Source organism: Aquabacterium sp. J223 (assembly GCF_024666615.1).
Lineage (GTDB): Bacteria > Pseudomonadota > Gammaproteobacteria > Burkholderiales > Burkholderiaceae_C > J223.
In genome coordinates, this window is sequence record NZ_CP088297.1 from 2,513,590 (window position 1) to 2,538,690 (window position 25,101).

A 25,101-nucleotide genomic window follows, 5' to 3' on the forward strand; every position below is an offset into this window, starting at 1 on the left:
GCCGATGAACGACGCCCTGGTCGCGGCCCCCGCGGCGCTGACCGCCACCACCTGGCTGAACCGCGAAAGCGCCATCCTCCGATTCAACGAGCGGGTGCTGGCGCAGGCCCTGCGCGACGACGTGCCGCTGCTCGAACGGTTGCGCTACATCACCATCGTCTCGTCCAACATGGACGAGTTCTTCGAGGTGCGCTATGCCGACCTGCTGGAGGCCTCGCGACTCGCGGGCACCGGCGTGTCGCCCGGCGACGTGGAGGCGGTGGCCGCCCAGGCCCATGCGCTGATCGCCGAGCAGTACCGGCTGTTCAACGAGCAGGTGATGCCGGCCCTGCAGCGCGAGGGCATCGTCATCCTCAACCACGCCGACCGGGACGCCGCACAACGGCGCTGGGTGGCCGACTTCTTCCAGTCGCAGGTGCGGCCGCTGCTGGTGCCGGTGGGCCTGGACCCGGCGCACCCGTTCCCGCAGGTGGCCAACAAGTCGCTGAACTTCATCGTGCGGCTGTCGGGCCGCGACGCCTTCGGCCGCGAGAACACCATCGCCATCATCCGCGTGCCGCGGGTGCTGCCGCGGGTGATCCGTCTGCCCGACCGCCTCGGCCACGGCCGCCAGGCCTTCGTGCTGCTGACCAGCGTCATCCGCGCCCACCTGGACGAGCTGTTCGGCGACCGGCCGGTGGAGGCCTTCTCGCAGTTCCGGGTCACCCGCGACTCGGACCTGGAAGTCGACGAGGACGACGTCACCAACCTGCGCCAGGCGCTGCGCAGCGGCCTGACCACCCGCCACTTCGGTCAGGCCATCCGGCTGGAGGTGGTGTCCAGCTGCCCGCCGGAGCTGTCGCTGTTCCTGCTGCAGCAGTTCGGCCTGCCGGAAAGCGCGCTGTACAAGGTCGACGGACCGGTCAACCTGGTGCGGCTGAACCAGCTCATCGACCAGTCGCATGCGCCGCTGCTGCGCTTCGCGCCGCACGACCCGACCTACCCGGCCAAGCGCATGCCGCGCCAGCGTTCCACCTTCGAGCGGCTGAAGGACGGCGACCTGCTGCTGCACCACCCGTTCGAGAGCTTCGAGCCGGTGGTGCACTTCCTGCGCGAGGCGGTCGAGGACCCCGAGGTGCTGGCCATCAAGATGACCATCTACCGTGCGGGCGCCGAGTCCGCGCTGATGGACTGGCTGATCGAGGCGGCGCGCCGCGGCAAGGAGGTGATGGCCGTGGTCGAGCTGAAGGCCCGCTTCGACGAGGAGGCCAACATCAACTGGGCCGAGCGGCTGGAGGCGGTGGGCGCGCAGGTGGTCTACGGCATCGTCGGCCTGAAGACGCACGCCAAGCTGCTGCTGGTCACGCGCCGCGAAGGCGCCGGCGGCCGCCGCGGCGCCCGGCAGCTGCGGCGCTATGCGCACCTGTCCACCGGCAACTACAACATCCGCACCGCCCGCCTGTACACCGACGTCGGCTACCTCACCGCCGACCCCGAGCTGACCGCGGACGCCGACGCGGTGTTCCATCAGCTGGCCAGCCTGACCGCGCTGCGCGCCACCCAGCGGCTGCTCACCGCGCCGTTCGTGCTGCACCAGCGCATGCTGGAGCACATCCGGCAGGTCGCGGAGGCGGCGCGTATGGGCCGGCCGGCCCGCATCGTGGTGAAGGTCAACGCGCTGACGGATCCGCAGCTGATGGAAGCGCTGGAGGCGGCCGGCCAGGCGGGCGCCGAGATCGACCTCATCGTGCGCGGCGCCTGCATGCTGCCGCCCGGCGTGCCGGGCCGCACCGAGCGCATCCGGGTGCGTTCGGTGATCGGCCGCTTCCTCGAACACTCGCGGGTCCTCTACTTCCGCTGGGGCCCCAGCGAACGCGACGAGGCGCTGTACCTGTCCAGCGCCGACTGGATGACGCGCAACATGCTGCGCCGCATCGAGCTCGCCTGGCCGGTTCGCGACGCCGCGCTGCGCCAGCGGGTGATCGACGAATGCCTGGTGCCCTACCTGCACGACAGCAAGGACGCCTGGCTGCTGCAACCCGACGGCCGCTACCGCCGCGTACAGCCGGCGGACGGCCAGCCGGCGGTGTCGGCCCAGCAGGCGTTGATGGGCCGCTACATGGCCACCTCCCCTTGAAGCGAAAGAAGAAGGAGCGCCGGACCATGGACCTCATCCTGTGGCGGCATGCCGAGGCCTTCGACGCCGTGGAGGGGCAGGACGACCTCGAGCGCGCGCTGACCCCCAAAGGCGAACGCCAGGCGGCACGCATGGCGCAGTGGCTCAACCAGGCGCTTCCGGCGACCACCCGGGTGCTGGTCAGCCCGGCGCGCCGCGCACAGCAGACCGTGCAGCCGCTGGAGCGGCGCTTCAAGACGGTGCCCGCGGTGGCGCCCGGCGGGACGGTCGAGGCCCTGCTGGCCGCCGCCCGCTGGCCCGAATCGCGGGAGCCGGTGCTGGTGGTCGGCCACCAGCCCACCCTCGGGCTGGCCGCGGCGTACCTGCTCGCCGGGGTGGCCCTGTCCGCCGAGGAGCCCTGGCGCATCAAGAAGGGCGGCCTGTGGTGGCTGCGTCACCAGGCGCGCGAAGACGCGCCGGCCCGGCTCACGCTCGTGACCGTTCGTTCGCCCGACCTGCTGTAGCCTCCGGTCGCCCCGGGACGGGCTCCGGGCAAACCCCGGACCTGCTTTGGGCGTCCGCTCCCAAACCCGGGAGAACGGATTGCCATGCGCCCCGACAACACCAGTCGGAGGGCGCATGGGCGGTCGGACGCGGCGGAAAGTGGCGGTCATCGGCGCCGGGCCCATGGGGCTGGCGGCGGCCGACGAACTGGCCCGGGCGGGAGATGCGGTCACCCTTTTTCGAGCGCGACGACCGCCTGGGCGGCATGTCGGCGCACACGGTGATCGACGGCACCGCGGTCGAGCGCTACTACCACTTCGTCTGCCGGCCGGACCTGACGACGTTCCGTTACCTTAATGACCTCGGCTTGCAGCACAAGCTGCACTGGCGCACCACCCGCATGGGCTTCTACAGCGGGGGCCGGCTGCACGACTGGGGGCACCCGATGGCGCTGCTGCGGTTTCCCGGGCTGGGGCTGGTCGACAAGGCGCGCTACGCCGCGCATGTCCTGTGGGCCGGCCGCATCCGCGACTGGCGGCCCTACGACCGCTTCACCTCCACCGAGTGGCTGCAGCGCTGGATCGGCCCGCGCGCCTACGACGTGCTCTGGCGCAGCCTCTTCCACCACAAGTTCTACCAGCACCAGGACCGGCTGTCGGCGGCCTGGCTGGGCGCGCGCATCCAGCGCGTCGCGAGGTCCCGGGCCAGCTGGTTCGAGGAGCGGCTGGGTTACCTCGAAGGCGGCTCCATGGTGCTGCTGCAGGCCCTGGCCGACCGCCTGCGCGGGGCCGGCGGCAAGATCCGCCTGTCCAGCGGGGTGGACGAGGTGCTGGCCGACGGCGTCCGGGTGAGGGGGGTGCAGGTGGGCGGTTTCGCCGAGTCCTTCGACCAGGTGGTCACCACCGTGCCGCTGCCGCTGCTGCCCCGCCTGGTGCCGCAACTGCCGGCCAACGAGCGGCGCAAGATCGAGGCCATCGTCAACGTCGGCGTGGTCTGCGTGCTGCTCAAGCTGAAGCGCCGCTTCTCGCCCAACTTCTGGACCAACGTCAACGACCCGCGCTTCGAGATCCCGGGGTTGATCGAGTACACCAACCTGAACCCGCTGGACGGCAGCCACATCGTCTACGTGCCCTTCTACATGCCGCAGGACCATGACAAGTTCGGCCGCGACGACCATGCGTTCCTCGACGAGTCGGTGGCCTGCCTGGAGGCCATCCAGCCGGGGTTCTCGCGCGCCGACGTCAAGGCCTGCGCCGTCTCCCGCTACCGCTACGCGCAGACGGTGTGCACCCCCGGCTTCTACGACGCGCTGCCGCCGATGGCCAGCGCCCTGCACGGCCTGTTCCTCGCCGACACCTCGCACTACTACCCGGAGGACCGGTCGATGTCGGAGAGCCTGCGTGTGGGCGCCGCGCTGGCGGGACTTGCGGCTGCCGCCCGGTGAGGGCGCCCGGCGTTGCCGGGCCGGCGGCGGACCGGCCCCTCCCACCGGCCGCGTTGGCCCTGGCCTTCGTGGTGCTGTGGTTCGCCACCGGCGGACTGCTCGTGGTCGAGCACCGGTCCGGCGACGTCGACCTGCGCCACCTGATGTACCAGGCGGCGACCGCCAGCTTCAGCTACACCGAGTTCGGCGCCGTCCGCCGGGGCCTGGCCGGGACGCTGATCCGGGCGACCGGCCTGCCGCAGCTGCCGGGGCTGTTGGCCTTCCACCTCGGCTTCGGTGCGGTGGTGTCGGCACTCGCCGTGAGCCTGGTACGCCGTCGCGGCGGGCCCTGGCGGGAGCAGTTGCTCTTCCTGCTGCTGCTGGCCGCGCTGGCGGCGGTGTGGTCCACCGACATCGGCCGCACCGACCTCGCCGTGGCCGCCACGTTGGCGCTGGCGGCGATGGCCATGGCGGCCGGCCGTCCGCTGGTGGCGGTGGGCTGCGTGGTGGTCGGGCTGGCGTTCCACGAGACCGGGTTCCTCTACGGCGTGCCGCTGCTGGCGGCCCTGGCGTGGCAGGCGGGCGCGCGGCGTCCGCCGCGGCGGCGCCTGGCCCTCGGCGCCGCGCTGCTGGGCGCGGTGGCGCTGGGCTACCTGCTCATCGACCGCCTGCCGCATGCCGACCGCCTGACGATGGTGCAGGCGATCCGCGCGCGGCTGCCGCTGGACACCGCCCTGCACACCGACATGGCGGACTGGGCGCTGTACTACGCCCTCAGCGGCTCGCGCGGGGTGCTCACCTCCATCTGCCAGAACCTGCACACCGACGGCAACTACGGGCTGCACCTCGTCAGCGGGTTGGCCGTCATCGCGGCGTTCGTCGGGCTGATGGCCGGGCGGCCCGGTCGCGCCTGGGCGGCGCCGCTGCTGGCGGGGCTGCCGCCCTACGCCTTCCTGGCGGCGGCGGCGAACGACTTCGCCCGCTGGACGCTGCTGTCCTGCTTCGTCGCCTGGCTGGTGGGCGTGCTGCGGCCCGGCGGCGGCCCGGCCGCGGCAGGCCGGGCGGTCCGGCTGCGGCTGGAGGGTGCGCTGCTGCTGGCCCTGCTCATCTACCCGAGCGAGCGCTTCCAGGTGCCGATGCGGGTGTTCTCGCCGCTGCCCATCGCCGAGCGGCTGTCGATGCGGCTGGGCGGCCCGATCACGCCGATGCCGTGGGCCTTTCTGCCGGCCTGCGACCGCCACTGGCGCGACGTGCTGACCGTTCCCGAGCCGCGGCCGCGCGAGACCGACCTCGGCTCGCTGATCGATCCGCGGCGCTGAACCGTCAGCCGCCGCGCGGCCGGAACGAGAACGCCCGGTGCGCGAAGAACGAGGTCACCGCGGACGTGGCCAGTCCCGCGACGTGGCCGACGAACTCGGGCTGCAGCGTGAAGCCCACCCGCGGGAACAGGCCCTCGACCAGCAGCAGGGCCACGCTCCAGGTGACGGCCAGCGACAGCACGTTCACCAGCGCGAAGCGGCCCAGTTCGTCGTGCACCGGCCGCTGCGACCGCTCGAAGACGAAGCGCCGGCTGAGCGCCCAGGCGGTGACCATGCCGGCGCCGTGCGCGATGACGATGGCCAGTCCGTAGGACACCCGCTGCGAGGCCAGCACCCGCGCCGCCAGGTTGACCGGCACCGAGGCGCCCGCGGCCAGCACGAAGGCGAGGAAGCGCCGGGTCTCGCGGCCGCTCCTCACCTCAGCGGCGCTCCTCGATCTGCAGCCGCAGGCCGCCCTGGCGCTCCCAGGCGGCGGCCTCCTCGCGCAGCAGGTGCAGCGTCTGCGGGTTGAGGTCGGCGTCCGGCGGCACCCAGTGCAGGCCGGCGTTCGAGCCCTGGCGGCGCAGCGACAGCCGCGGCGGGCGGGCCGGGCCGCGGCCGTGGCAGCGGATGACCGCCAGCCGCAGGCAGAGCAGCTGCCAGGCGAAGGCCGGCTGCGCCAGCTGCGCCTCCATCTTGCGCAGGCCGCCGCGGTGGCCGAGCACCAGCGCGGCCAGCCGGCGCTGCTGGCTCTGCGAGAACCCCGGCGCGTCGACATGCCCCATCAGGTAGGCGGCATGCCGGTGGTGGTCGTGGTGCGAGACCATCATGCCCATCTCGTGCAGGTCGGCCGCCCAGCCCAGCTCGCGCTGCGCCTCCGGCCCGGCCTGCGGCTCGACCTGCCGGTACAGCGCCAGCGCCGCCTCGTGCACCCGCTGCGCCTGGGCGGGGTCCACCGCGAAGCGCTGCTGCAGCTCTCGCACCGAGGCGTCGCGCACGTCGCCGGCGTAGGCGCGGCCGGCGGCCATGCGCCGGTCGTGCATCTCGACGATGACGCCCTGGCGCAGCGCGCCCTTGGCCGGCCACAGCGCCTCGACCCGGAACTGCGCCGCCAGCGTGTACAGGATGGCCAGGCCGCCCGGCAGCACCGCCCGGCGCTCGGGCTTCAGGCCGGGGAAGTCGATGCGCTCGACATGGCCGGCCTCGATGCAGCGTTCGATGCACCAGGCCAGCGCCTGCGGCGTGATGCGGCCGTCGGTCTGGCCGGCGGCCAGCAGCAGCTGCGACACCGCGCCCGCCGTGCCGGAGGAACCGAGCGCACGGTCCCAGCCCTTGGGCGAGAAGGTGGCGGCGGCCTCCTCGAACTCGGCCGCCGCGGCGACCTGCGCGGCGCGGAAGGCGGCGGCGGTCAGGCGGCCGTCGGGGAACCAGCGCATCGACAGGCTGACGCTGCCGACCTGGAACGACTCGGCCGCCAGCGGCAGGCGCCCGCGGCCGAGGATCATCTCGGTGGACCGGCCGCCGATGTCGATCACCAGGCGGCGGTCGTCGGCCGGCTGCAGGTGGGCGACACCGGCGTAGATCAGGCGGGCCTCCTCGCGGCCGGAGATGACCTCGATCGGGTGCCCGAGCGCGCTGCGCGCGCGCTCGAGGAAGGCGTCGCGGTTGGTCGCCTCGCGCAGCGTCTGGGTGGCCACGGCGCGCACCTGCTCGGGGGCGAAGCCGGCCAGCCGCTCGGCGAAGCGGGCGAGGGTGTCGAGCCCGCGCCGGGTGGCGGCCTCGCCGAGCCGGCCGTCGGCGTCCAGGCCGGCGCCCAGCCGCACCGTCTCCTTGAGGTAGTCGATGCGGCGGTAGCGGTCGTGCTGCAGCTGGCCGATCTCGAGCCGGAAGCTGTTGGAGCCGATGTCCACGGCGGCCAGGGGCGCCGAGGCGGGCAGGTGAGGGGCTGGAGACATGCGGCCGGGGTGGGGTGACCCGGCGTCCGTCGCCGGGGGGAGGAGGCCGCATTGTGCGTTGCAGCGGCGGCTCGCCCGCGCCCGGGCAAGACCCTGGGCGCCCACCTCATTTCAGTCCACTGCATCATCCGGCGCGCGCCGGACCGCCGAGGCGCTCAAGCCGAAACACAAGGAGAACCGATGCAGCAAGAGGATTTCGACAGCCTGGTGCCGACCACCGGCCCGTACGACCGCCGCCGCTTCGTGCGCACGGCGCTGGGCAGCGGCTTCGCCGCGGCGGTGCTGCCGGTCACCGCGCAGACCGTGGTGCGCACCGACACCGCCGGCCTCACGGCCGGCGAGGTCAGCATCCCGATGGGCGGCTTCAACCTGCCGGCCTACCGCGCGGCGCCGGCCGGCGGCACCAACGCACCGGTGGTGCTGGTCATCAGCGAGATCTTCGGCGTGCACGAGCACATCGCCGACGTGGCGCGTCGCCTGGCCAAGCAGGGCTACTTCGCCGTCGCGCCGGAGCTGTTCGTGCGCCAGGGCGACGCCAAGTCCTACACCGACATCCCGCGGCTGCAGGCCGAGATCATCGGCAAGGTGCCCGACGAGCAGGTGATGGGCGACCTCGACGCGACGGTGGCCTGGGCGCGCGCGCAGGGCGGCGACACGAACAGGCTCGGCATCACCGGCTTCTGCTGGGGCGGGCGCATCGTCTGGCTGTACGCGGCGCGCAGCCCGCAGCTGAAGGCCGGCGTGGCCTGGTACGGCCGGCTGGTGGGCGACAGCACGCCCAACACGCCGCGCCACCCGGTGGAGCTGGCCGGCAGCCTGAAGGCGCCGGTGCTCGGCCTGTACGGCGGCGCCGACGGCGGCATCCCGCTGGCGACGGTCGAGCAGATGAAGGCCGCACTGGCCGCCGGCGGCCAGCCCGCCCGGGCCTCGCAGTTCGTCGTCTACCCCGACGCGCCGCATGCCTTCCACGCCGACTACCGCCCGACCTACCGCAAGGAGGCGGCCGAGGATGGCTGGCGCCGCTGCCTGGCCTGGTTCAAGGAACACGGGGTGTGACCGCCGGACCCGTGGCCTAATACCGGCCTTTCCGCAGTGACCGCGCCCGTGCCCCGGGCGCGGTTCTTTTTGTCCCTTCCTTCCGATGACCCTGACGCTGATCGTTCTGGCCACGCTGGCCGGCGGCGTGCTCTCGGTGTGCATCGCCGCCGCGTTGACGGTCGGCCTGCTGGCCAGGCTGGTCAAGCACCTGGTGAGCCTGTCGGCCGGCGTGCTGCTGGGCACCGCGCTGCTGCAGGTGCTGCCCGAAGCCTTCCACGACCACGGCGAGCACCATGCCGAGCCGCAGGCCCTGTTCATCACCCTGCTGCTCGGGCTGCTCTTCTTCTTCCTGCTGGAGAAGTTCGAGCTCTACCGCCACGCCCACCACCACGAGGGCGACGGCCACCACCACCACCACCACTTCGACGCCGAGCAGGCGGGGCGGGGCGGCATGGCGGTGCTGCTGGGCGACAGCATCCACAACTTCTGCGACGGGGTGCTGATCGCGGCCGCCTTCCTCACCGACGTGCAGCTCGGCGTGGTCACGGCCGTGGCGGTGATCCTGCACGAGATCCCGCAGGAGGTCGGCGACTACATCGTGCTGCTCAACGCCGGGCTGTCGCGGGCGCGGGCGCTGGCCTACAACGCCATCTCAGGCCTGGCCTCGGTGGCCGGCGGGGTCATCGGCTACTTCGTCGTGCGGCCCTGGGAGGACCTGTTCCCCTACCTGCTGGTGGTGGCGGCCAGCAGCTTCATCTACGTGGCGGTGGCCGACCTGATCCCGCAGCTGCAGCGGCGGCTGCCGCTGCGCGAGACCGGGGCGCAGCTGGCCTGGCTGGCGGCAGGCCTGGGCCTGATCCTCGCGGTGAGTCGCGGGCTAGGCAGCCACTAGCGGACCACCAGCACCGGCACGCTGGTGTGGGTCAGCACGCGCTGGGTCTCGCTGCCGAGCAACAGCGCGCTGACGCCGCGGCGGCCGTGCGAGGCCATGACGATCAGGTCGCAGCCGTGCGCCTTCGCCGCGTTGACGATGGCCTCCCAGGGCTGCAGCGCCTCCTCGCTGTGGGTTTCGCAGCGCACGCCGGCGGCCGCGGCCTTGGTGCACACGGCGGCCACCCGCTGGTTGGCGATGCGCTCCTGCGCCTCGTAGAACTCGGCCGGCGGGGCCGGCTGCATCTCCGAGACGGCGCTGAAGGGGAAGGGCTCGCGCACCGCCAGCGCATGCAGCGTCGCGCCGGTGAGGCGGGCCAGCTCGATGGCCTTGTCGGCGGCCTTGGCGGTGATGGCCGAACCGTCGGTGGGCACCAGGATGCAGTGGAACATGCGGGCCTCCTTCGCGTCGCCGGACGGCGCCGCTGCGCCCAAGGTAAGCGGCAGCGCCGGCCCGGGTCAAGTCCGTCGGTTGCGGTGGATCAACCGCCGCGTTGCCGGCACGGCTGGCCGCGGGCGACGGGCCGCGCCGGATCGGCCGACCATTCGCTCCAGGAACCGGGGTACAGGACGCCGTCGCCCAGCCCCGCGGCGGCCTGCGCCAGCAGGTTGTGGCAGGCGGTGACGCCGGAGCCGCACTGGTGCACCACCGGTTCGCCGGGCTGCATCAGCGGCTGCCAGGCGGCGCGCAGCGCCTGCGGCGGCAGGAAGCGCCCGTCGCCGTCGAGGTTGAGGCCGTAGAAGCGGTTCTGCGCGCCGGGGATGTGGCCGGCCACGGCGTCCAGCGGCTCCACCTCGCCGCGCCAGCGCTCGGCGGCGCGGGCGTCGACCAGGGTGACCCGGCCGAGCGCGCGCTGCAGGGCGTCGGCCTCGATCACCGGCAGGGCGGGTTCGGGGCTGGGCGGCCAGGCGGTGGCGGGCGCCGGCACCGGCGCCGGGCCCGCTTCCACCGCGCCACCGGCGGCGGTCCAGGCCGCGAGGCCGCCGTCGAGCACTGCCACCGGCGCATGGCCCAGCCAGCGCAGCAGCCACCAGGCGCGGGCGGCGAAGGGCCCGCCGCTGCGGTCGTAGGCCACCACCGCCATGCCCGGCGCCACGCCGATGGCGGCCAGCCGCGCGGCCAGCGAGGCGCGGTCGGGCAGCGGGTGGCGGCCGCGGAAGCGGCCCTCGGCGTCGTGCTGGGGGCCGGAGAGGTCGGTCTCCAGGTGCAGGTATTGCGCACCGGGCAGGCGTGCCTCGGCATGGGCGCGGCGGCCGGCGTCGCGGTCGGCGAGGTCGAAGCTGCAGTCCACCAGCACGGTGGGACGGCCGGCGTCGAGCCGCCGCCGCAAGGCAGCGGCGTCGATCAGGGGTTGGGGCAGGTCGTGCGTCATGGTCTTCAGCTGTCGGCGGTGGGATCGCGCGTCGCCGGTGCGGCGCGCTGGCGCAGGCGGGTGGCGGCCAGCCCGGCCCCCACGATGAGCGCCATGCCGGCCGCCGCGCTGGGGGTGGCCGCATCGCCGAACAACACCAGGCCCCAGACGAAGGAGAAGACGATGCCGAGGTACTGCAGGCTGGCGTTGATCAGCGGCCGGCCGATGGCATAGGCGCGGGTCATCAGCACCTGCGCGGTGGTGGCCGTCAGCCCGACGGCCAGCAGCAGCAGCGCGCCCTCGACGGAGTGGCCGTGGGCGCCGGTGGCCAGCATGCCGAGCAGGCCGGCCAACATGCCGCCGAGCGAGAAGTAGAAGACGATGCGCAGCTCGGGCTCGCCGGCCCGGCCCAGCGCGGTGACCTGCAGGTAGGCCAGGGCCGAAAGCATCCCGGACACCAGCCCGACGACGCCGTGCAGCAGCTGGTCGCGCTCCAGCGTCGGCTGGAGCACCAGCGCCACGCCGACGAAGCCGGCGAGCACCGTGCCGAGCAGCCGGCCGTCGATGCCGCCGCGTCCCATCAGCACCGCGCCGCCGATCAGGAACAGCGCCATCCACACCGAGGACATGTAGTTCAGCGTCATCGCCGTGGCCAGCGGCAGCCCGCCGATGGCGAAGAACCACAGCATCAGCGACGAGACGCCGACCACCGACCGCCAGGCGTGCATCGCCGGCACGGCGGTGCGCAGGCCCACGCCGCGCGCCCGCGCCAGCACCAGGATGAACACCGCCCCGATGAGGCCGCGGTAGAAGACGATCTCCGCGGTGCCGTAGCGGGTGGAGGCCAGCTTGACGCAGACCCCCATCGTCGCGAACAGGAAGGTGGCCAGCACCATGAGCAGGGAGGCCGGCATGCGCCGGCCTACCGCTGCATGCGCCGCCGGTACCACTCGTGGAAGTGCTGCATGCCGTCCTCCATCGGGCTCTGGTAGGGCCCGACCTCGTCGTCGCCGCGCTCCATCAGCGCCCGGCGGCCCGCGTCCATGCGCAGCGCGATCTCGTCGTCCTCGACGCAGGTCTCCAGGTAGGCGGCCTGCTGCGCCTCGACGAACTCGCGTTCGAAGGCGGCGATCTCCTCCGGGTAGAAGAACTCCACCTTGTTGAGCGTCTTCTGCGGTCCCTTCGGGTACAGGGTGGAGACCACCAGCACGTGCGGGTACCACTCGACCATCACCGTCGGGTAGTAGGTCAGCCAGATCGCGCCCTGGCGCGGCACCCGGTCGGCGAAGCGCTCGCCGCGGAAGCGCAGCAGGGCGTCGTGCCAGCGGCGGTAGACCTCGCTGCCCGGCTTGCCCAGCGCACCGTTGATGCCCACGCTCTGCACCGAGAACTCGTCGCCCAGCTCCCAGCGCAGGTCGTCGCAGCTGACGAACTGGCCCAGCCCGGGGTGGAACGGCCCGACGTGGTAGTCCTCCAGGTAGACCTCGATGAAGGTCTTCCAGTTGTAGTCGCACTCGTGCAGGTGGACCTTGTCGAGCACGTAGCCCGAGAAGTCCAGGTCCGCCGCCGCGGGTCCCAGCGCCGCCAGGTCGGCGGCAATGTCGCGGCCGTTGTCCTCGAAGACCAGCCCGTTCCAGGTCCGCACCGGGTAGCGCCTGAGGTTCAGGCATGGGTCCTCGGCGAAGTGCGGCGCGCCGATGAGGCGGCCGTCCAGGCCGTAGGTCCAGCGGTGCAGCGGGCAGACGATGTTGCCGCTGCTGCGGCCGCTGCCCTTGAGCATCACCGCCTGCCGGTGGCGGCAGACGTTGGAGATGACGCCCACGCCGTCGGCGGTCCGCACCAGTGCGCGGCCTTCGCCTTCCTGGGGCAGGGCATGGAAGTCGCCGACCTCGGGCACCGCGAGCTCGTGGCCCAGGTAGCGCGGTGCGGACTGGAAGATCAGCTTCTGTTCCGCTCGGAACAGACCCTCGTCGAAATAGCTGCTGACCGACAGTTGGGCGCTTGAGCGCTCCAGCGCTTGGACCGTGATGCTCAGGTCGGACATGATCCCCAGGGCCTCCTGTGAGGGTGAACGACAGCCCTCCGACGAGGCAATGCTCGGGACACGCGGGGCACGTGACCGGGGGCTCGAACCCCCGAGCAAATCGGGGACGCGGATTGTAGCCAGGGGGTGCCGCCGGTCCGGGCCGTCCGGCCTTTGACGGACCTCGGCGGCCGAGGCGGCCTCATCTGCACGATGGAGGTGCGACCGGGACCGGCTGTCTACAATCGTCGGCTTCGAAATTTCACTTGCCGAAATGAGCAGTTCCCCCCTGCCGCCGGCCAGCTACGAGGACGCCCTCGTCGAGCTGGAGCGCCTGGTCGCGGCGATGGAAGGCGGCCAGCTGCCGCTGGACCGGCTGCTCGACAGCTACCGACGCGGCGCCGAGCTGCTGGCGTTCTGCCGTGGCCGGCTGCAGGCGGTGGAGGACCAGGTCCGGCTGCTGGAGGACGGGCAACTCAAGCCCTGGACGGCGACAGGAGGCGCCGACTTCCGATGAAGGCCGACGATTTCGATCTCTGGATGCGGCAGGAGCTGCACACCGTCGAACTGGCGCTGCAGCGCTGGGTGCCGCTGGAGGCGCCGGCGGGGCTGGGCCAGGCCATGCGCTACGGCGTGCTGGACGGCGGCAAGCGGCTGCGGCCGCTGCTGGTGCTGGCCGCCTGCGAGGCGGTGGCCGGCCTGAAGTGCGCCGCGCTGCGCGCGGCGGTGGCGGTGGAGCTCATCCATGCCTATTCGCTGGTCCACGACGACATGCCCTGCATGGACAACGACGTGCTGCGGCGGGGCAAGCCGACGGTGCACGTGCAGCACGGCGAGGCCCAGGCGATGCTGGCCGGCGACGCCATGCAGGCGCTCGCCTTCGAGGTGCTGACGCCCGACGCGGCGGCCAGTGCCAGCGCCGGCGAGCCGCCGTTGCCCGACGGGCTGCAGGCCCGGCTGTGCCGCCTGCTGTCCCGCGCGGCCGGCCATGCCGGCATGGCCGGCGGCCAGGCGATCGACCTGGCCAGCGTCGGCCGGCCGCTGGACGAGGCGGCGCTGTGCGACATGCACCGTCGCAAGACCGGGGCGCTGCTGCAGGCCAGCGTGATGATGGGCGCGGCCTGCGGCGAGCCCGACGACCGGGCGCTGGCCGGCCTGTCCGATTACGGCGCCGCCATCGGTCTGGCCTTCCAGGTGGTCGACGACATCCTCGACTGCACCCAGGCCTCGGAGACGCTGGGCAAGACCGCCGGCAAGGACCTGGACCACAACAAGCCGACGTACGTGTCGGTGCTCGGGCTCGAACCGGCCCGCGCCTACGCCGACGCGTTGCGCGACGAGGCCCAGGCGGCGCTCGCCCGCAGCGGCCTGCGCGACGCCGCGCGGCTGTCGCTGCTGGCCGACCGGGTGGTCGAGCGGCACCACTAGAACGGCAACGTTAGAAGAGGATGGGCATGACCCCCACGCTGCTGCCGGCCATCGCCAGCCCGGCCGATCTGAGGCGCCTGTCGCGGGCCGAGCTCAAGCAGCTCGCCACCGAACTGCGCGACTTCGTGCTGAATTCGGTCAGCACCACCGGCGGCCACCTGTCGAGCAACCTGGGCACGGTGGAGCTGACCATCGCGCTGCACTTCGTCTTCGACACGCCGCACGACCGGCTGGTCTGGGACGTCGGCCACCAGACCTATCCGCACAAGATCCTCACCGGTCGGCGCGAGCGCATGCCCTCGCTGCGCCAGCTCGGCGGGCTGTCCGGCTTCCCGCGCCGCGACGAGAGTCCCTACGACACTTTCGGCACCGCCCACAGCTCGACCTCCATCTCGGCGGCGCTGGGCATGGCGGTGGCGGCGCGGCAGAAGGGCGAGCACCGGCGATCGGTGGCCATCATCGGCGACGGCGCGATGACCGCGGGCATGGCCTTCGAGGCGCTGAACAACGCCGGCGTGGCGCACGCCGGCCTGCCGGCCGACATGCTGGTCGTGCTCAACGACAACGACATGTCGATCAGCCCGCCGGTGGGCGCGCTGAACAAGTACCTGGCCCGGCTGATGAGCGGCAACTTCTACACCGCCGCGCGTGAAGGCGCCAAGCAGGTGCTCAAGCACACGCCGCTGTACGAGCTGGCGCGCCGCTTCGAGGAACACGCCAAGGGCATGGTGGTGCCCGGCACCATCTTCGAGGAGCTGGGATTCAACTACGTCGGCCCGATCGACGGCCACGACCTCGACGCGCTCATTCCCACGCTGGAGAACCTGCGCGACAAGAAGGGCCCGCAGTTCCTGCACGTGGTGACCAAGAAGGGCTACGGCTACAAGCTGGCCGAGGCCGACCCGGTGGCCTACCACGGCCCCGGCAAGTTCGATCCGGCGCGCGGCCTGCAGAAGCCGGCCACGCCGCCGAAGACCACCTTCACCCAGGTCTTCGGCCAGTGGCTGTGCGACATGGCCGACGCCGACGAGCGGCTGGTCGGCATCACGCCGGCGATGCGCGAGGGCTCGGGCATGGTGGAGTTCCACCAGCGCTTCCCGCAGCGCTACCACGACGTCGGCATCGCCGAGCAGCACGCGGTGACCTTCGCCGCCGGCATCGCCTGCGAAGGGCTGAAGCCGGTGGTCGCCATCTACTCGACCTTCCTGCAGCGGGCCTACGACCAGCTGATCCACGACGTGGCGCTGCAGAACCTGCCGGTGGTGTTCGCACTGGACCGTGCGGGGCTGGTCGGTGCCGACGGCGCCACCCACGCCGGCGCCTACGACATCGCCTACCTGCGCTGCATCCCCGGCATGGGCCTGATCGCGCCCGCCGACGAGGCCGAATGCCGGCAGGCGCTGTCCACCGCCTTCGGCCGCGACCACCCGGTGGCGGTGCGCTACCCGCGCGGCGCCGGCGTCGGCACGGTGCCGGCGCGCGACCTGTCGACCCTGCCCTGGGGCCAGGGCGAAGTGCGCCGGCAGGGCCAGCGCATCGCGGTGCTGGCCTTCGGCACGCTGCTGTACCCGGCGCTCGAGGCCGCCGAGCGGCTGGACGCGACGGTCGCCAACATGCGGTTCATCAAGCCGCTGGACACCGCACTGGTCGAGCGGCTGGCCCGCGAGCACGAGGCCATCGTCACCGTCGAGGAAGGCTGCACGATGGGCGGCGCCGGCAGCGCGGTGATGGAGGCGCTGCACGCCGCCGGGCTCACCACGCCGGTGCTGGCGCTGGGCCTGCCCGACCGCTACATCGAGCATGGCGACCCGGCCAAGCTGCTGTCGATGTGCGGCCTCGACGCCGCGGGCATCGAGCAGGCCATCCTCAAGCGCTTCGGCGCCCGGCCGTCGCTCATCAAGGCCGCCAACCTGTAGCCGGCGGTCGGCGCAGGCGCGGGCCCCTGCGAGCGGCGGCCCCGGTCGCCCCGGCGGCGACAATGGGCCCAGGCGCGCCAAGGCCGGCGCGTTGATGCGATGCTTCCGCCCTGATCCACCCGTTCGCCCCCCGCGCGCGGACCGACATGAACTCCCTGACCTCAGCGCTGCACATCCCCGACACCCAGAGCGAACGCGACCACCGCCACCTGGTGATCCACCGCGTGGGTGTCAAGGACGTGCGCTACCCGCTGCAGGTCAAGGTCGGCTCGCAGGCGCAGTCCACGGTCGCCACCTGGACGCTGGACGTGCGCCTGCCGGCCGAGCAGAAGGGCACGCACATGTCGCGCTTCGTCGCCTGGCTGGAAGGGCTGGGCGCGCTGGAGGCGCCGATGGATGCCGCGCTGCTGCGCCAGCAGCACGCGGTGATGCTCGACAAGCTGCATGCCGAGGACGGCCGCATCGAGGCCGCCTTCACCTTCTTCATCCGCAAGCGCGCGCCGGTGTCCGGCGTGCAGAGCCTGCTCGACTACCAGGCCCGCTGGATCGCCGAGACCCGCGACGGCCGGACCACGTTGTGGGCCGAGGTGGCGGTGCCGGTGAAGAGCCTGTGCCCGTGCTCGAAGGAGATCTCGGACTACGGCGCCCACAACCAGCGCTCGCGGGTCACCATCCGGGCCGAACTGCTGGGCGACATCGGCTGGCCCGAGCTGGTGCGGGTGGCCGAGGAGTCGGCCTCCAGCGAGATCTGGCCGCTGCTCAAGCGCACCGACGAGAAGTGGATCACCGAGCACGCCTACGAGAACCCCAAGTTCGTCGAGGACCTGGTGCGCGACGTGGCGCTGCGGCTGAACGCGGAGCCGCGCGTCGGCCGCTACGTGGCCGAGGTGGAGAACTTCGAGTCGATCCACAACCACTCGGCGTACGCTGTGATCGAGAGGTAGCGGTCTAGGATGGCGCGATGAGCCTGCGCCATCTGGATCAGCTGCTGGAGCCGTCGTCGGTGGCCGTCGTCGGCGCGTCCGACCGGCCGGGCGCGGTGGGCACCACGGTCTGGCACAACCTGCGGCAGGGCGGCTTCGCAGGGCCGGTGTGGCCGGTCAACCTGAAGCGGCAGGCGCTCGACGGCGAGCCGGTGTTCCGGCGGGTGGCGCAGCTGCCGTCGGCGCCGGACCTGGCGCTGGTCTGCACACCGGCGGACACCGTTGCCGGCCTGGTCGGCGAACTGGCCGCCGCGGGCTGCAAGGCGGTGGTGGTGATGACCGCCGGGCTGGACGCGGCGCAGCGCCAGTCCCTGCTGCACGCGGCCCGGCCGACGCGGCTGCGGGTGCTGGGGCCCGACTGCGTCGGCCTGATGTCGCCGCACCTGAAGCTCAACGCCAGCTTCGCGCACACCCAGGCGCTGGCCGGCGAACTGGCCTTCGTCTCGCAGTCCGGCGCGCTGGTCACGGCGGTGCTGGACTGGGCCACCAGCCGCGGCATCGGGTTCTCGCACCTGCTGTCGCTTGGCGAGCACGCCGACGTGGACTTCGGCGACCTGCTGGACCACCTGGCCAACGACGGCCGCACCCGCGGCATCCTGCTCTACATCGAGAGCATCGAGTCGCCGCGCAAGTTCATGTCCGCGGCGCGGGCGGCGGCGCGCAACAAGCCGGTGATCGTGGTCAAGGCCGGCCGCGCGGGGCAGGGCGTGCCGGCTGCCGCCTCGCACACCGGCGCGTTGACCGGCGCCGACATCGTCTTCGACGCCGCCATCCGCCGCGCCGGCATGCTGCGGGTGGACACGCTGCAGCAGCTCTTCCTCGCCGCCGAGACGCTGGCGCGCTTCAAGGGCCAGGCGGGCGGCGCGCTGACGGTGCTGACCAACGGCGGCGGCGCCGGCGTGATGGCGGCCGACGCGGCCGCCGGCCTGGGCGTGCCGCTGGCGCCGCTGTCTCCGTCCCTGCGGGCGCGGCTGGACGACCTGCTGCCGCCGCACTGGTCGCGGGACAACCCGATCGACATCGTCGGCGACGCGCCGGCCGACCGGTACGTCGCCGCCCTGCAGGCGGTGCTGGCGACGCCGCTGGAGGGCACGCTGCTGTTCGTGCAGGCCCCGACCGCCATCGTGCCCAGCGCCGAGGTGGCGCGGTCGGTGCTGCCCGTGCTGAGGCCGCACCGCCAGCGGGTCATGGGCTGCTTCATGGGCGAGGCGTCGGTGGCCGAGGCACGCCGCATCTTCGAGCAGGCCGGCATCGCCGGCTACGCCACGCCGGAGGAAGCGGTGCAGGCCGTCGCGCTGCTGGCCACCCATGCACGCAACCAGGAGGCGCTGCGCGAGGCGCCATCGCCCAGCGCGCTGCCGGCCGCCGACGCCCGGGCCGCGCGCGGCCTGATCGACACGGTGCTGTCGGCCGGACGGGCCTGGCTGAGCGAGGCCGAGTCCAAACAGCTGCTGGCCGCCTACGGCATTCCCGTGGTGGCCACCACCGCCTGCGCGGTCGACGCCGAGGCCGCCGTGCAGGCGGCCGACGTCCTCGGCTATCCGGTGGCGGTGAAGATCATCTCGCAGGACATCGTGCACAAGAGCGAGGCCGGCGGCGTGCTGCTCAACCTGTCCGATGCGGCGGCGGTGCGCAGCGGCGTCGCCGCCATGCTGGCGCGCCTGCGACAGGAGCGCCCCGCCGCGCGGCTGGAGGGCCTGTCCGTCCAGCGCATGGCCCGGCGGCCGCTGGCGCAGGAGCTCATCGTCGGCGCCAGCGTCGACCCGGTGTTCGGCCCGGTGCTGCTGTTCGGCGCCGGCGGCACCGCGGTGGAGGTGCTGGCCGACCGCGCCGTCGCGCTGCCGCCGCTGAACCGGGCGCTGGCCGCCGAGCTGGTCTCGCGCACCCGGGTCTCGCGCCTGCTCGCCGGCTGGGGCGACCGGCCGCCGGCGGCGGCGGACGCGCTGCACGACGTGCTGATCGCCGTCGCCCGCATGCTGGCCGACCTGCCCGAGCTGGCCGAGCTCGACATCAACCCGCTGTGGGCCGACGACCAGGGCGTGCTGGCGCTCGATGCACGCGCCCGGCTGTCGCCGGAGCGGCCGGCCGGCGAGGCGGCCTTCGCCATCCGGCCCTATCCGAAGTCGCTGGTCGAGGCGTGGGACTGGCACGGCCGGCCGGTGACGCTGCGGCCCATCCGGCCGGAGGACGAGGCGCAGCACCTGCGCTTCCTCGAAGCGGTGGACCCGGAGGACATGCGCCTGCGCATCTTCAGCAGCCGCCGCCACCTGCCGCGCAGCGAGCTGGCGCGGCTGACCCAGATCGACTACGAGCGCGAGATGGCGCTCATCGCCGAAGCCGACGCACCGGGCGGTGGCCGCGAGACGCTGGCCGTCGTGCGCGCGCTCTCCGACGCCGACGGCCAGGAGGCCGAGTTCGCGCTGCTGGTGCGCAGCGACTGCAAGGGCCGCGGGCTGGGCGGCCGGCTGCTGGACAAGATGATCGACCACCTGCGGCAACGTGGCGTGCGCCGGCTGGTGGCCTGGGTGCTGCGGGAGAACCGCGGCATGATCGGCCTCGGCCGCTCACGCGGGATGGCGGTGGAGGTCTCGCCCGACGACCACGAGGTGCTGCGGCTGGTGCGCGAGCTGTAGGTGCCGCCGGCGGGCCGAGCGCCGGGCCCGCCACCGGCCAGAGGCCGGTGGCCTCGGCAGGCGCGGACAGTCCGCAGGGACTGTCCACGTCCGGCCTCGGTTCACCAAGCCGGCCCGCCATCCCCTCGGGGGATCGTTTGGCGGACCCGCCAAACGAGGGGCTACCGTTTCTCCAGTCGCATCACGTCCCCCTCGCGCTGCATGCGAAAGCGCGACAGCACGCTGTTGCCCAGCAGCACGTAGGGCATGGCCGCCGGCATCACCACCGCCTGCACGCCATAGACCTCGACGTCGCCCAGGCGCAGGCTGCGCAGTTCGACCACGTGGGCGGTCGACGGACCGTTGGCGGTGTTGATCAGCGCCCGTGGCGCGTCGCGCCAGGCCAGCCCGATGCGGGAGGCGTCGGCCTCGCCCATCGCCACCACGGTGGCGCCGGTGTCGACCATGAACTGCACCGGCCGGCCGTTGATGCTGCCCTGGGTCATGAAGTGGCCGCCGGGGCCGGCGCTGAGCACCACCTCGCGGCCGCCGCTCGGCGCCGTCGGGCCGCCGGCCAGCCGGGTGGGCGTGCCCTGGCGCAGCAGCACGCTGCGGCCGTCCACCTCGACGCGCGCGCCGTCGTCGTCCACCGCCAGCAGGCGCACGCCCTGCACCACGGCGCCGACGGCCACCGTGCGCGGCTGGCCGTCGATGACCAGCAGCGCCCGGTCGCCCATGCGGCCGTTGAAGGTGAGGGTGGGGCCGGCGGCCGGTGCCGGCTGCGCCGCTGCCGAAGCGGCCACCGCACCCAGCAGCAGGGCGGCCGTGCGGCGGCGCAGGGCGGCGGTCAATCGCGGAAGTTGTTGAAGGCCAGCGGCAGGTCGGCCACTTCCTTGCGCAGCAGGGCGATCGCCGTCTGCAGGTCGTCGCGCTTGGCGGCGCTGACGCGCACCGCGTCGCCCTGGATGGCGCCCTGCACCTTGAGCTTGCTCGCCTTGAGCAGGCCCTGGATCTTCTTGCCCGTCTCCGCGTCGATGCCGGACTTGATGCGCAGGCTCTGCTTGACCTTGTCGCCGCCGGCCTTCTCGATCTTGGCCGTCAGGTCGAGGAATCGCACGTCCACCGAGCGCTTGGTCAGCTTGGCCAGCAGCACGTCGCGCACCTGGCCGATCTGGAAGTCGCTGTCGGCGAACAGCTCCAGCGTCTTGTCCTTGCCCTTGTCGGCCAGTTCGACGCGGGCGTCGCTGCCCTTGAAGTCGAAGCGGGTGCCGATCTCCTTCATCGTCTGGTCGACCGCGTTGCGCAGCTCGACGAGGTTGGGTTCGAGGACGGTGTCGAAGCTCGGCATGGAGGTGCGGCGCCTGCGGCGTCGTCGAAGGATGAGGTCAATGGGCGATCGGCGAAAATTCTGCCATGCCGTCCCCCTCCACCGTCCCCGTCGAACACGGCGTCAACCTGCGGCCGTACAACAGCTTCGGCCTGCCGGCCGTGGCGCGCAACCTGGTGCGCGTCGGCGGCGACGCCGACGTGCGCCGCGTGGTCGACGACGCCCGCTTCGGCCGGGCGCCGAAGCTGGTGCTCGGCGGCGGCAGCAACCTGGTGCTCACCCGCGACGTCACCGAACTGGTGCTGAAGATCGAGGTGATGGGCCGGCGCGTCGTCGACGACGGGCCGCGCGGCACGCTGGTCGAGTTCGGCGCCGGCGAGAACTGGCACCAGGCGGTGGCATGGACCCTGGACCAGGGGCTGCCGGGGCTGGAGAACCTGGCGCTCATCCCCGGCACCATGGGCGCCTCGCCGGTGCAGAACATCGGCGCCTACGGGCTGGAACTGGCCGACCGCTTCCATTCGCTGGACACGGTGGACCTGGTGACCGGCCGCACGGTGACGCTGGACAAGGCGATGTGCCACTTCGGCTACCGCGACAGCGTGTTCAAGCAGGCGCTGGCGCACCGCAGCGTGATCATGCGGGTGCGGCTGTGGCTGCCGAGGCCGTGGCAGCCGGTGCTGGGCTACCTGGACCTGCAGAAGAAGCAGCAGGAGACCGGCCTGCACGAGCCCGACGCCCGCACGATCTTCGACTGGGTGTGCGAGGTGCGGCGGGGCAAGCTGCCCGACCCGCTGCAGGTGGGCAATGCCGGCAGCTTCTTCAAGAACCCGGTGGTCACGCCCGAGCAGTGCCGCGACATCATCGGCCGCGACCCGCACATCGTGCACTACCCGCTGCCCGACGGCCGCTTCAAGCTGGCCGCCGGCTGGCTGATCGACGCCTGCGGCTGGAAGGGCAAGACCATCGGCCGTGCCGGCGTCTACGAGAAGCAGGCCCTGGTGCTGGTCAACCGAGGCGGCGCCACCGGCGCCGAGGTGGTGACGCTGGCCCGCGCCATCCAGGAAAGCGTCTACGGCCGCTTCGGCATCCGGCTGGAGCCGGAGCCGGTGGTGGTGTAGGCCGGTCCGCTCCCCAGGCAACCCCCGGGTTCGTGCGGTTGCCCGGCGCCTGCCGGCCCTGCCCAATCCGTCCGCGACGTTCGGACACATGGAGGGGACATGGCGCAGCGGGTGGGCGGGACGAGGGGCGCGCGGCGGCCGTTGATGGCCGCGGTGCTGGTGGCGATGGGGTGTGGCCTGGCGGTTCCGGTCATCGCCCAGGAGGCCGCCGCGGTGGCGGTGACGCCGATGAGCGTGGCCGCCGTGCAGCCGGTGCTGCAGGCCGAGCCGCAGCCGCTGGACACCGCCGGCCTCCTCAACGGCAGCCTGCCGTACAAGGGCAAGAAGCTCTACGTCGCCGAGTACCGGGTGCTGTTCGAGGTCTCGGGCAACGTGCGCGCGAGTACCCGCGCCGGCTACCTGCCGGGCCGCGACTACGGCGCCTCCAGCGTCAACGTGGCCTACAGCGGCGAGCCCGACATCGCCACCCTGCAGGCGGTGGTCGACCGCGCCTGGGCCGACTTCCAGAAGCGCATGGCCGACGCCGGCGTGGCGCTGGAGAACGCGGAGGCGGTGTTCAAGGAGCACGGCCCGGCGGTCTACGAGGCCAGCCAGGCCGCCAGCGCGCCCGGGGCACCGGTGTACGAGGAGGTGAGCCTGGGCTACGGCAAGCGCAAGTACCTGGTGCTGGCGCCCACCGGCATGAAGACGGTGCCGCGCGGCTTCGCCGGCATCGGCGCCGGCAACATCGGCCAGCGCATCGCCTACAGCAAGGCCGGGGTGGAGGGCCTGTCGGTCAGCCCGGTGATCAACGTCGCGGCGCAGGAGAGCTCGGGCAGCGGCTCGTCGATCTTCAACCGCGGCTCCACCGCCAACGCCCGGGCGCAGATGGAGCTGACCAACGTCGGCGTGCTGGCCCAGGGCCATGCCAACGCCCAGGGCGTGACGCTGACCCGCAACGTGGTGCCGCCCGGCGAGTTCGCGGCCCTGCGCGAGGTGGGCGGCTACGACAGCAGCAAGGACCCGGTGGTCACCGCGGTCAACGTGCTGGGACGGCTGGCGCTGGGCGTGGCCGGCAACAACAGCAAGAAGGTCGAGCTGGCGATGGACTTCGACGGCCCCACCACCGCCAAGCTCGCGCTGCAGGGCCTGGCCACCGTCAACCAGGCCGTCGCCAACGCGCTCAAGTAGTTCGGCATTGACCAAGCGGCAACCACGGATCCGGCTCTGCCGGGCCGTCGGTTGCGCCCCCTTGAGGGGGTGCGCCGTCAGGCGCGACGGGGGTGGTCAACCAAAATGGCAGATGTAGTGCAGGGCGGTCGTCACCTCGATGTCGAAGGACGAGTCGCCCGGCACGTCGAAGGACTGGCCGCCGCGGTAGGCGGTCCAGCCGTCCTGGCCCTTGAGCCTCACCCGGCACTCGCCCTCGACCAGCTGCATCACCTCCGGTGCGCCGGTGTTGAAGGTCAGCGTCGAGGGCAGGATCACGCCCACGCTCTTGCGGCTGCCGTCGGCCAGCGTCACGGTGTGCGAGACGCATTTGCCGTCGAAGTAGACGTTGGCCTTGGTCTGGACGGCGCCTTGCAGGGTGTCGGTGGTCATGGTGAGGGAATGGGTTACTTGTCGTCCGAGGCAGAAGGGTCGCCCTGCAGCCGCGGCACCGAGGCGCCGGCGCCCAGGCTGAGCAGCCCGGCCTTGGCATACACCATCAGCTTCTCGCGGGTGTCGGCGATGTCCAGGTTGCGCATGGTCAGCTGGCCGATGCGGTCGGCCGGCGAGAAGGGCGCGTTCTCCACCTTCTCCATGCTCAGCCGCTCGGGCGCGTAGGTCAGGTTGGGGCTCGCGGTGTCGAGGATGGAGTAGTCGTTGCCGCGGCGCAGCTCCAGCGTCACCTCACCGGTGACCGCACGGGCCACCCAGCGCTGGGCGGTCTCGCGCAGCATGATGGCCTGCGGGTCGAACCAGCGGCCCTGGTAGAGCAGCCGGCCCAGCTTGCGGCCGTTGTCGCGGTACTGCTCGATGGTGTCCTCGTTGTGGATGCCGGTGACCAGCCGCTCGTAGGCGATGAACAGCAGCGCCAGGCCCGGGGCCTCGTAGATGCCGCGGCTCTTGGCCTCGATGATGCGGTTCTCGATCTGGTCGCTCATGCCCAGGCCGTGGCGGCCGCCGATGCGGTTGGCCTCCAGCAGCAGCTCGACCGCGGACGCGAAGGTGCGGCCGTTCAGCGCCACCGGCTGGCCCTCCTCGAAGCGCACCGTCACCTCCTCGGCCTTCACCGCCACGTCGTCGCGCCAGAAGGGCACGCCCATGATGGGGTTGACGATGCGGATGCCGGAGTTCAGGTGCTCCAGGTCCTTGGCCTCGTGGGTGGCGCCGAGCAGGTTGCTGTCGGTGGAATAGGCCTTCTCGGCCGACATCTTGTAGCCGAAGCCGGCCCGGGTCATGAAGGCCGACATCTCGGCGCGCCCGCCGAGTTCGTCGATGAAGGTCTGGTCGAGCCAGGGCTTGTAGACCTTGAGGGAGGGGTTGGTCAGCAGGCCGTAGCGGTAGAAGCGCTCGATGTCGTTGCCCTTGAAGGTCGAGCCGTCGCCCCAGATGTGGACGTCGTCCTCCTTCATCGCCGAGACCAGCATCGTGCCGGTCACCGCCCGGCCCAGCGGCGTGGTGTTGAAGTAGGTGATGCCGGCGGTGGAGATGTGGAAGGCGCCCGCCTGCAGCGCGGCGATGCCCTCGGCCACCAGCTGGGTGCGGCAGTCGACCAGCCGTGCCTTCTCGGCGCCGTACTGCATGGCCTTGCGCGGGATCTCGTCGTAGTCCGGCTCGTCGGGCTGGCCGAGGTTGGCGGTGTAGGCGTAGGGCTTGGCGCCCTTCAGCTTCATCCAGTGCAGCGCCGCGCTGGTGTCCAGGCCGCCGGAGAACGCGATGCCGACCTTCTGGCCGACGGGAAGCTGTTGGAGGATGTGTGCCATCAGGGAAACCTTGGGCGCGGCCCGTGGGCGGGCGCGGAACCGCGAATTCTAGGTGGCGGCCGTCGGCCGCCGGGCGCCCGCCTCGGTGCATGCCCTAAGCGGTCGCCGAGGCGACAGCGGTGGCGCGGGGGCGCTGCTGCAATCGTCG

The 25,101-nt window shown here is 72.6% G+C and carries 23 protein-coding genes; 13 read left to right on the forward strand and 10 right to left on the reverse strand.

All coding sequences use genetic code 11. The features are described 5' to 3' along the window. The first annotated feature begins 4 nt into the window (after window positions 1-4). The 4 genes from ppk1 to LRS07_RS12120 all read left to right on the forward strand — a co-directional run bounded on the left by ppk1 (window position 5) and on the right by LRS07_RS12120 (window position 5,341). Window positions 5-2,116 (forward strand): polyphosphate kinase 1, encoded by a 2,112-nt coding sequence (gene ppk1 / locus LRS07_RS12105; RefSeq protein ID WP_260498288.1) that lies wholly within the window; start codon window positions 5-7, stop codon window positions 2,114-2,116. 26 nt (window positions 2,117-2,142) lie between these two features. Then, window positions 2,143-2,619, forward strand: a complete 477-nt coding sequence (gene sixA / locus LRS07_RS12110; RefSeq protein ID WP_260498289.1) for a phosphohistidine phosphatase SixA — start codon at window positions 2,143-2,145, stop codon at window positions 2,617-2,619. Between the two features lie 203 nt (window positions 2,620-2,822). Next, window positions 2,823-4,043, forward strand: a complete 1,221-nt coding sequence (locus tag LRS07_RS12115) for an NAD(P)/FAD-dependent oxidoreductase (RefSeq protein WP_312028295.1) — start codon at window positions 2,823-2,825, stop codon at window positions 4,041-4,043. Window positions 4,044-4,096: 53 nt separating this feature from the next. Beyond that, window positions 4,097-5,341, forward strand: a complete 1,245-nt coding sequence (locus LRS07_RS12120; protein ID WP_260498290.1) for a hypothetical protein — start codon at window positions 4,097-4,099, stop codon at window positions 5,339-5,341. 4 nt (window positions 5,342-5,345) lie between these two features. Here LRS07_RS12120 and LRS07_RS12125 read toward each other — a convergent pair whose 3' ends face one another. Together LRS07_RS12125 and ppx are read right to left on the reverse strand one after the other, a co-directional pair. Then, entirely contained in the window at window positions 5,346-5,759 is a 414-nt protein-coding gene (locus LRS07_RS12125; RefSeq protein WP_260498291.1) for a GtrA family protein, read from the reverse strand. Between the two features lies 1 nt (window position 5,760). Beyond that, entirely contained in the window at window positions 5,761-7,275 is a 1,515-nt protein-coding gene (gene ppx / locus LRS07_RS12130; RefSeq protein WP_260498292.1) for an exopolyphosphatase, read from the reverse strand. 180 nt (window positions 7,276-7,455) lie between these two features. Here ppx and LRS07_RS12135 point away from each other — a divergent pair, with 180 nt between their 5' ends. Together LRS07_RS12135 and LRS07_RS12140 are read left to right on the forward strand one after the other, a co-directional pair. Continuing rightward, window positions 7,456-8,331, forward strand: a complete 876-nt coding sequence (locus LRS07_RS12135; protein WP_260498293.1) for a dienelactone hydrolase family protein — start codon at window positions 7,456-7,458, stop codon at window positions 8,329-8,331. Between the two features lie 85 nt (window positions 8,332-8,416). Further along, a complete protein-coding gene (locus LRS07_RS12140; protein WP_260498294.1) occupies window positions 8,417-9,205 on the forward strand; it encodes a ZIP family metal transporter in 789 nt (262 codons plus the stop codon). Here LRS07_RS12140 and LRS07_RS12145 read toward each other — a convergent pair. From LRS07_RS12145 to LRS07_RS12160, 4 genes are all read right to left on the reverse strand, one after another. Beyond that, window positions 9,202-9,636, reverse strand: coding sequence for a universal stress protein (locus LRS07_RS12145; protein ID WP_260498295.1), 435 nt, complete (start codon window positions 9,634-9,636; stop codon window positions 9,202-9,204). The genes LRS07_RS12140 and LRS07_RS12145 overlap by 4 nt on opposite strands. A gap of 89 nt (window positions 9,637-9,725) precedes the next feature. Further along, window positions 9,726-10,616, reverse strand: a complete 891-nt coding sequence (locus LRS07_RS12150) for a sulfurtransferase (RefSeq protein WP_260498296.1) — start codon at window positions 10,614-10,616, stop codon at window positions 9,726-9,728. Between the two features lie 5 nt (window positions 10,617-10,621). Further along, the gene (locus LRS07_RS12155) at window positions 10,622-11,509 is read right to left on the reverse strand and encodes a DMT family transporter (protein ID WP_260498297.1); all 888 of its coding nucleotides are present in this window, start codon (window positions 11,507-11,509) and stop codon (window positions 10,622-10,624) included. Window positions 11,510-11,517: 8 nt separating this feature from the next. Then, window positions 11,518-12,639 (reverse strand): aromatic ring-hydroxylating oxygenase subunit alpha, encoded by a 1,122-nt coding sequence (locus tag LRS07_RS12160; RefSeq protein ID WP_260498298.1) that lies wholly within the window; start codon window positions 12,637-12,639, stop codon window positions 11,518-11,520. A gap of 253 nt (window positions 12,640-12,892) precedes the next feature. Here LRS07_RS12160 and xseB point away from each other — a divergent pair, with 253 nt between their 5' ends. The 5 genes from xseB (at window position 12,893) to LRS07_RS12185 (ending at window position 19,578) form a co-directional block, all read left to right on the forward strand. Further along, on the forward strand, window positions 12,893-13,135 hold the full coding sequence (gene xseB / locus LRS07_RS12165; protein ID WP_260498299.1) for an exodeoxyribonuclease VII small subunit: 243 nt from the start codon (window positions 12,893-12,895) through the stop codon (window positions 13,133-13,135). Continuing rightward, window positions 13,132-14,046 carry a polyprenyl synthetase family protein gene (locus LRS07_RS12170; protein WP_260498300.1) on the forward strand — a complete coding sequence of 305 codons (915 nt, stop codon included), beginning with the start codon at window positions 13,132-13,134 and terminating at the stop codon, window positions 14,044-14,046. Before xseB ends, LRS07_RS12170 begins: the two co-directional genes overlap by 4 nt. Window positions 14,047-14,066: 20 nt before the next feature. Next, window positions 14,067-15,962 (forward strand): 1-deoxy-D-xylulose-5-phosphate synthase, encoded by a 1,896-nt coding sequence (gene dxs, locus LRS07_RS12175; RefSeq protein ID WP_409450538.1) that lies wholly within the window; start codon window positions 14,067-14,069, stop codon window positions 15,960-15,962. A 146-nt stretch (window positions 15,963-16,108) separates the two neighbouring features. After that, the gene (gene folE2, locus LRS07_RS12180) at window positions 16,109-16,906 is read left to right on the forward strand and encodes a GTP cyclohydrolase FolE2 (RefSeq protein ID WP_260498302.1); all 798 of its coding nucleotides are present in this window, start codon (window positions 16,109-16,111) and stop codon (window positions 16,904-16,906) included. Window positions 16,907-16,923: 17 nt separating this feature from the next. Next, complete coding sequence (locus tag LRS07_RS12185) at window positions 16,924-19,578, forward strand: bifunctional acetate--CoA ligase family protein/GNAT family N-acetyltransferase (RefSeq protein WP_260498303.1); 2,655 nt, start codon at window positions 16,924-16,926, stop codon at window positions 19,576-19,578. A gap of 161 nt (window positions 19,579-19,739) precedes the next feature. Here the strand turns inward: LRS07_RS12185 and LRS07_RS12190 are convergent, their stop codons facing one another. Together LRS07_RS12190 and LRS07_RS12195 are read right to left on the reverse strand one after the other, a co-directional pair. Beyond that, on the reverse strand, window positions 19,740-20,408 hold the full coding sequence (locus tag LRS07_RS12190; RefSeq protein WP_260498304.1) for a retropepsin-like aspartic protease family protein: 669 nt from the start codon (window positions 20,406-20,408) through the stop codon (window positions 19,740-19,742). Beyond that, window positions 20,405-20,905 carry a YajQ family cyclic di-GMP-binding protein gene (locus LRS07_RS12195; RefSeq protein ID WP_260498305.1) on the reverse strand — a complete coding sequence of 167 codons (501 nt, stop codon included), beginning with the start codon at window positions 20,903-20,905 and terminating at the stop codon, window positions 20,405-20,407. Before LRS07_RS12195 ends, LRS07_RS12190 begins: the two co-directional genes overlap by 4 nt. Before the next feature lie 65 nt (window positions 20,906-20,970). On the opposite strand from LRS07_RS12195, the gene murB reads away from it, so the two are divergent. After that, a complete protein-coding gene (murB, locus tag LRS07_RS12200) occupies window positions 20,971-22,005 on the forward strand; it encodes a UDP-N-acetylmuramate dehydrogenase (protein WP_260498306.1) in 1,035 nt (344 codons plus the stop codon). 99 nt (window positions 22,006-22,104) lie between these two features. Continuing rightward, a complete protein-coding gene (locus LRS07_RS12205; RefSeq protein WP_260498307.1) occupies window positions 22,105-23,175 on the forward strand; it encodes a hypothetical protein in 1,071 nt (356 codons plus the stop codon). Between the two features lie 96 nt (window positions 23,176-23,271). On the opposite strand, the gene ppnP is transcribed toward LRS07_RS12205, so the two are convergent. Next, on the reverse strand, window positions 23,272-23,586 hold the full coding sequence (ppnP, locus tag LRS07_RS12210) for a pyrimidine/purine nucleoside phosphorylase (protein WP_260498308.1): 315 nt from the start codon (window positions 23,584-23,586) through the stop codon (window positions 23,272-23,274). A gap of 14 nt (window positions 23,587-23,600) precedes the next feature. Continuing rightward, window positions 23,601-24,953, reverse strand: coding sequence for an argininosuccinate synthase (gene argG / locus LRS07_RS12215; RefSeq protein WP_260498309.1), 1,353 nt, complete (start codon window positions 24,951-24,953; stop codon window positions 23,601-23,603). Window positions 24,954-25,101 lie beyond the last annotated feature (148 nt).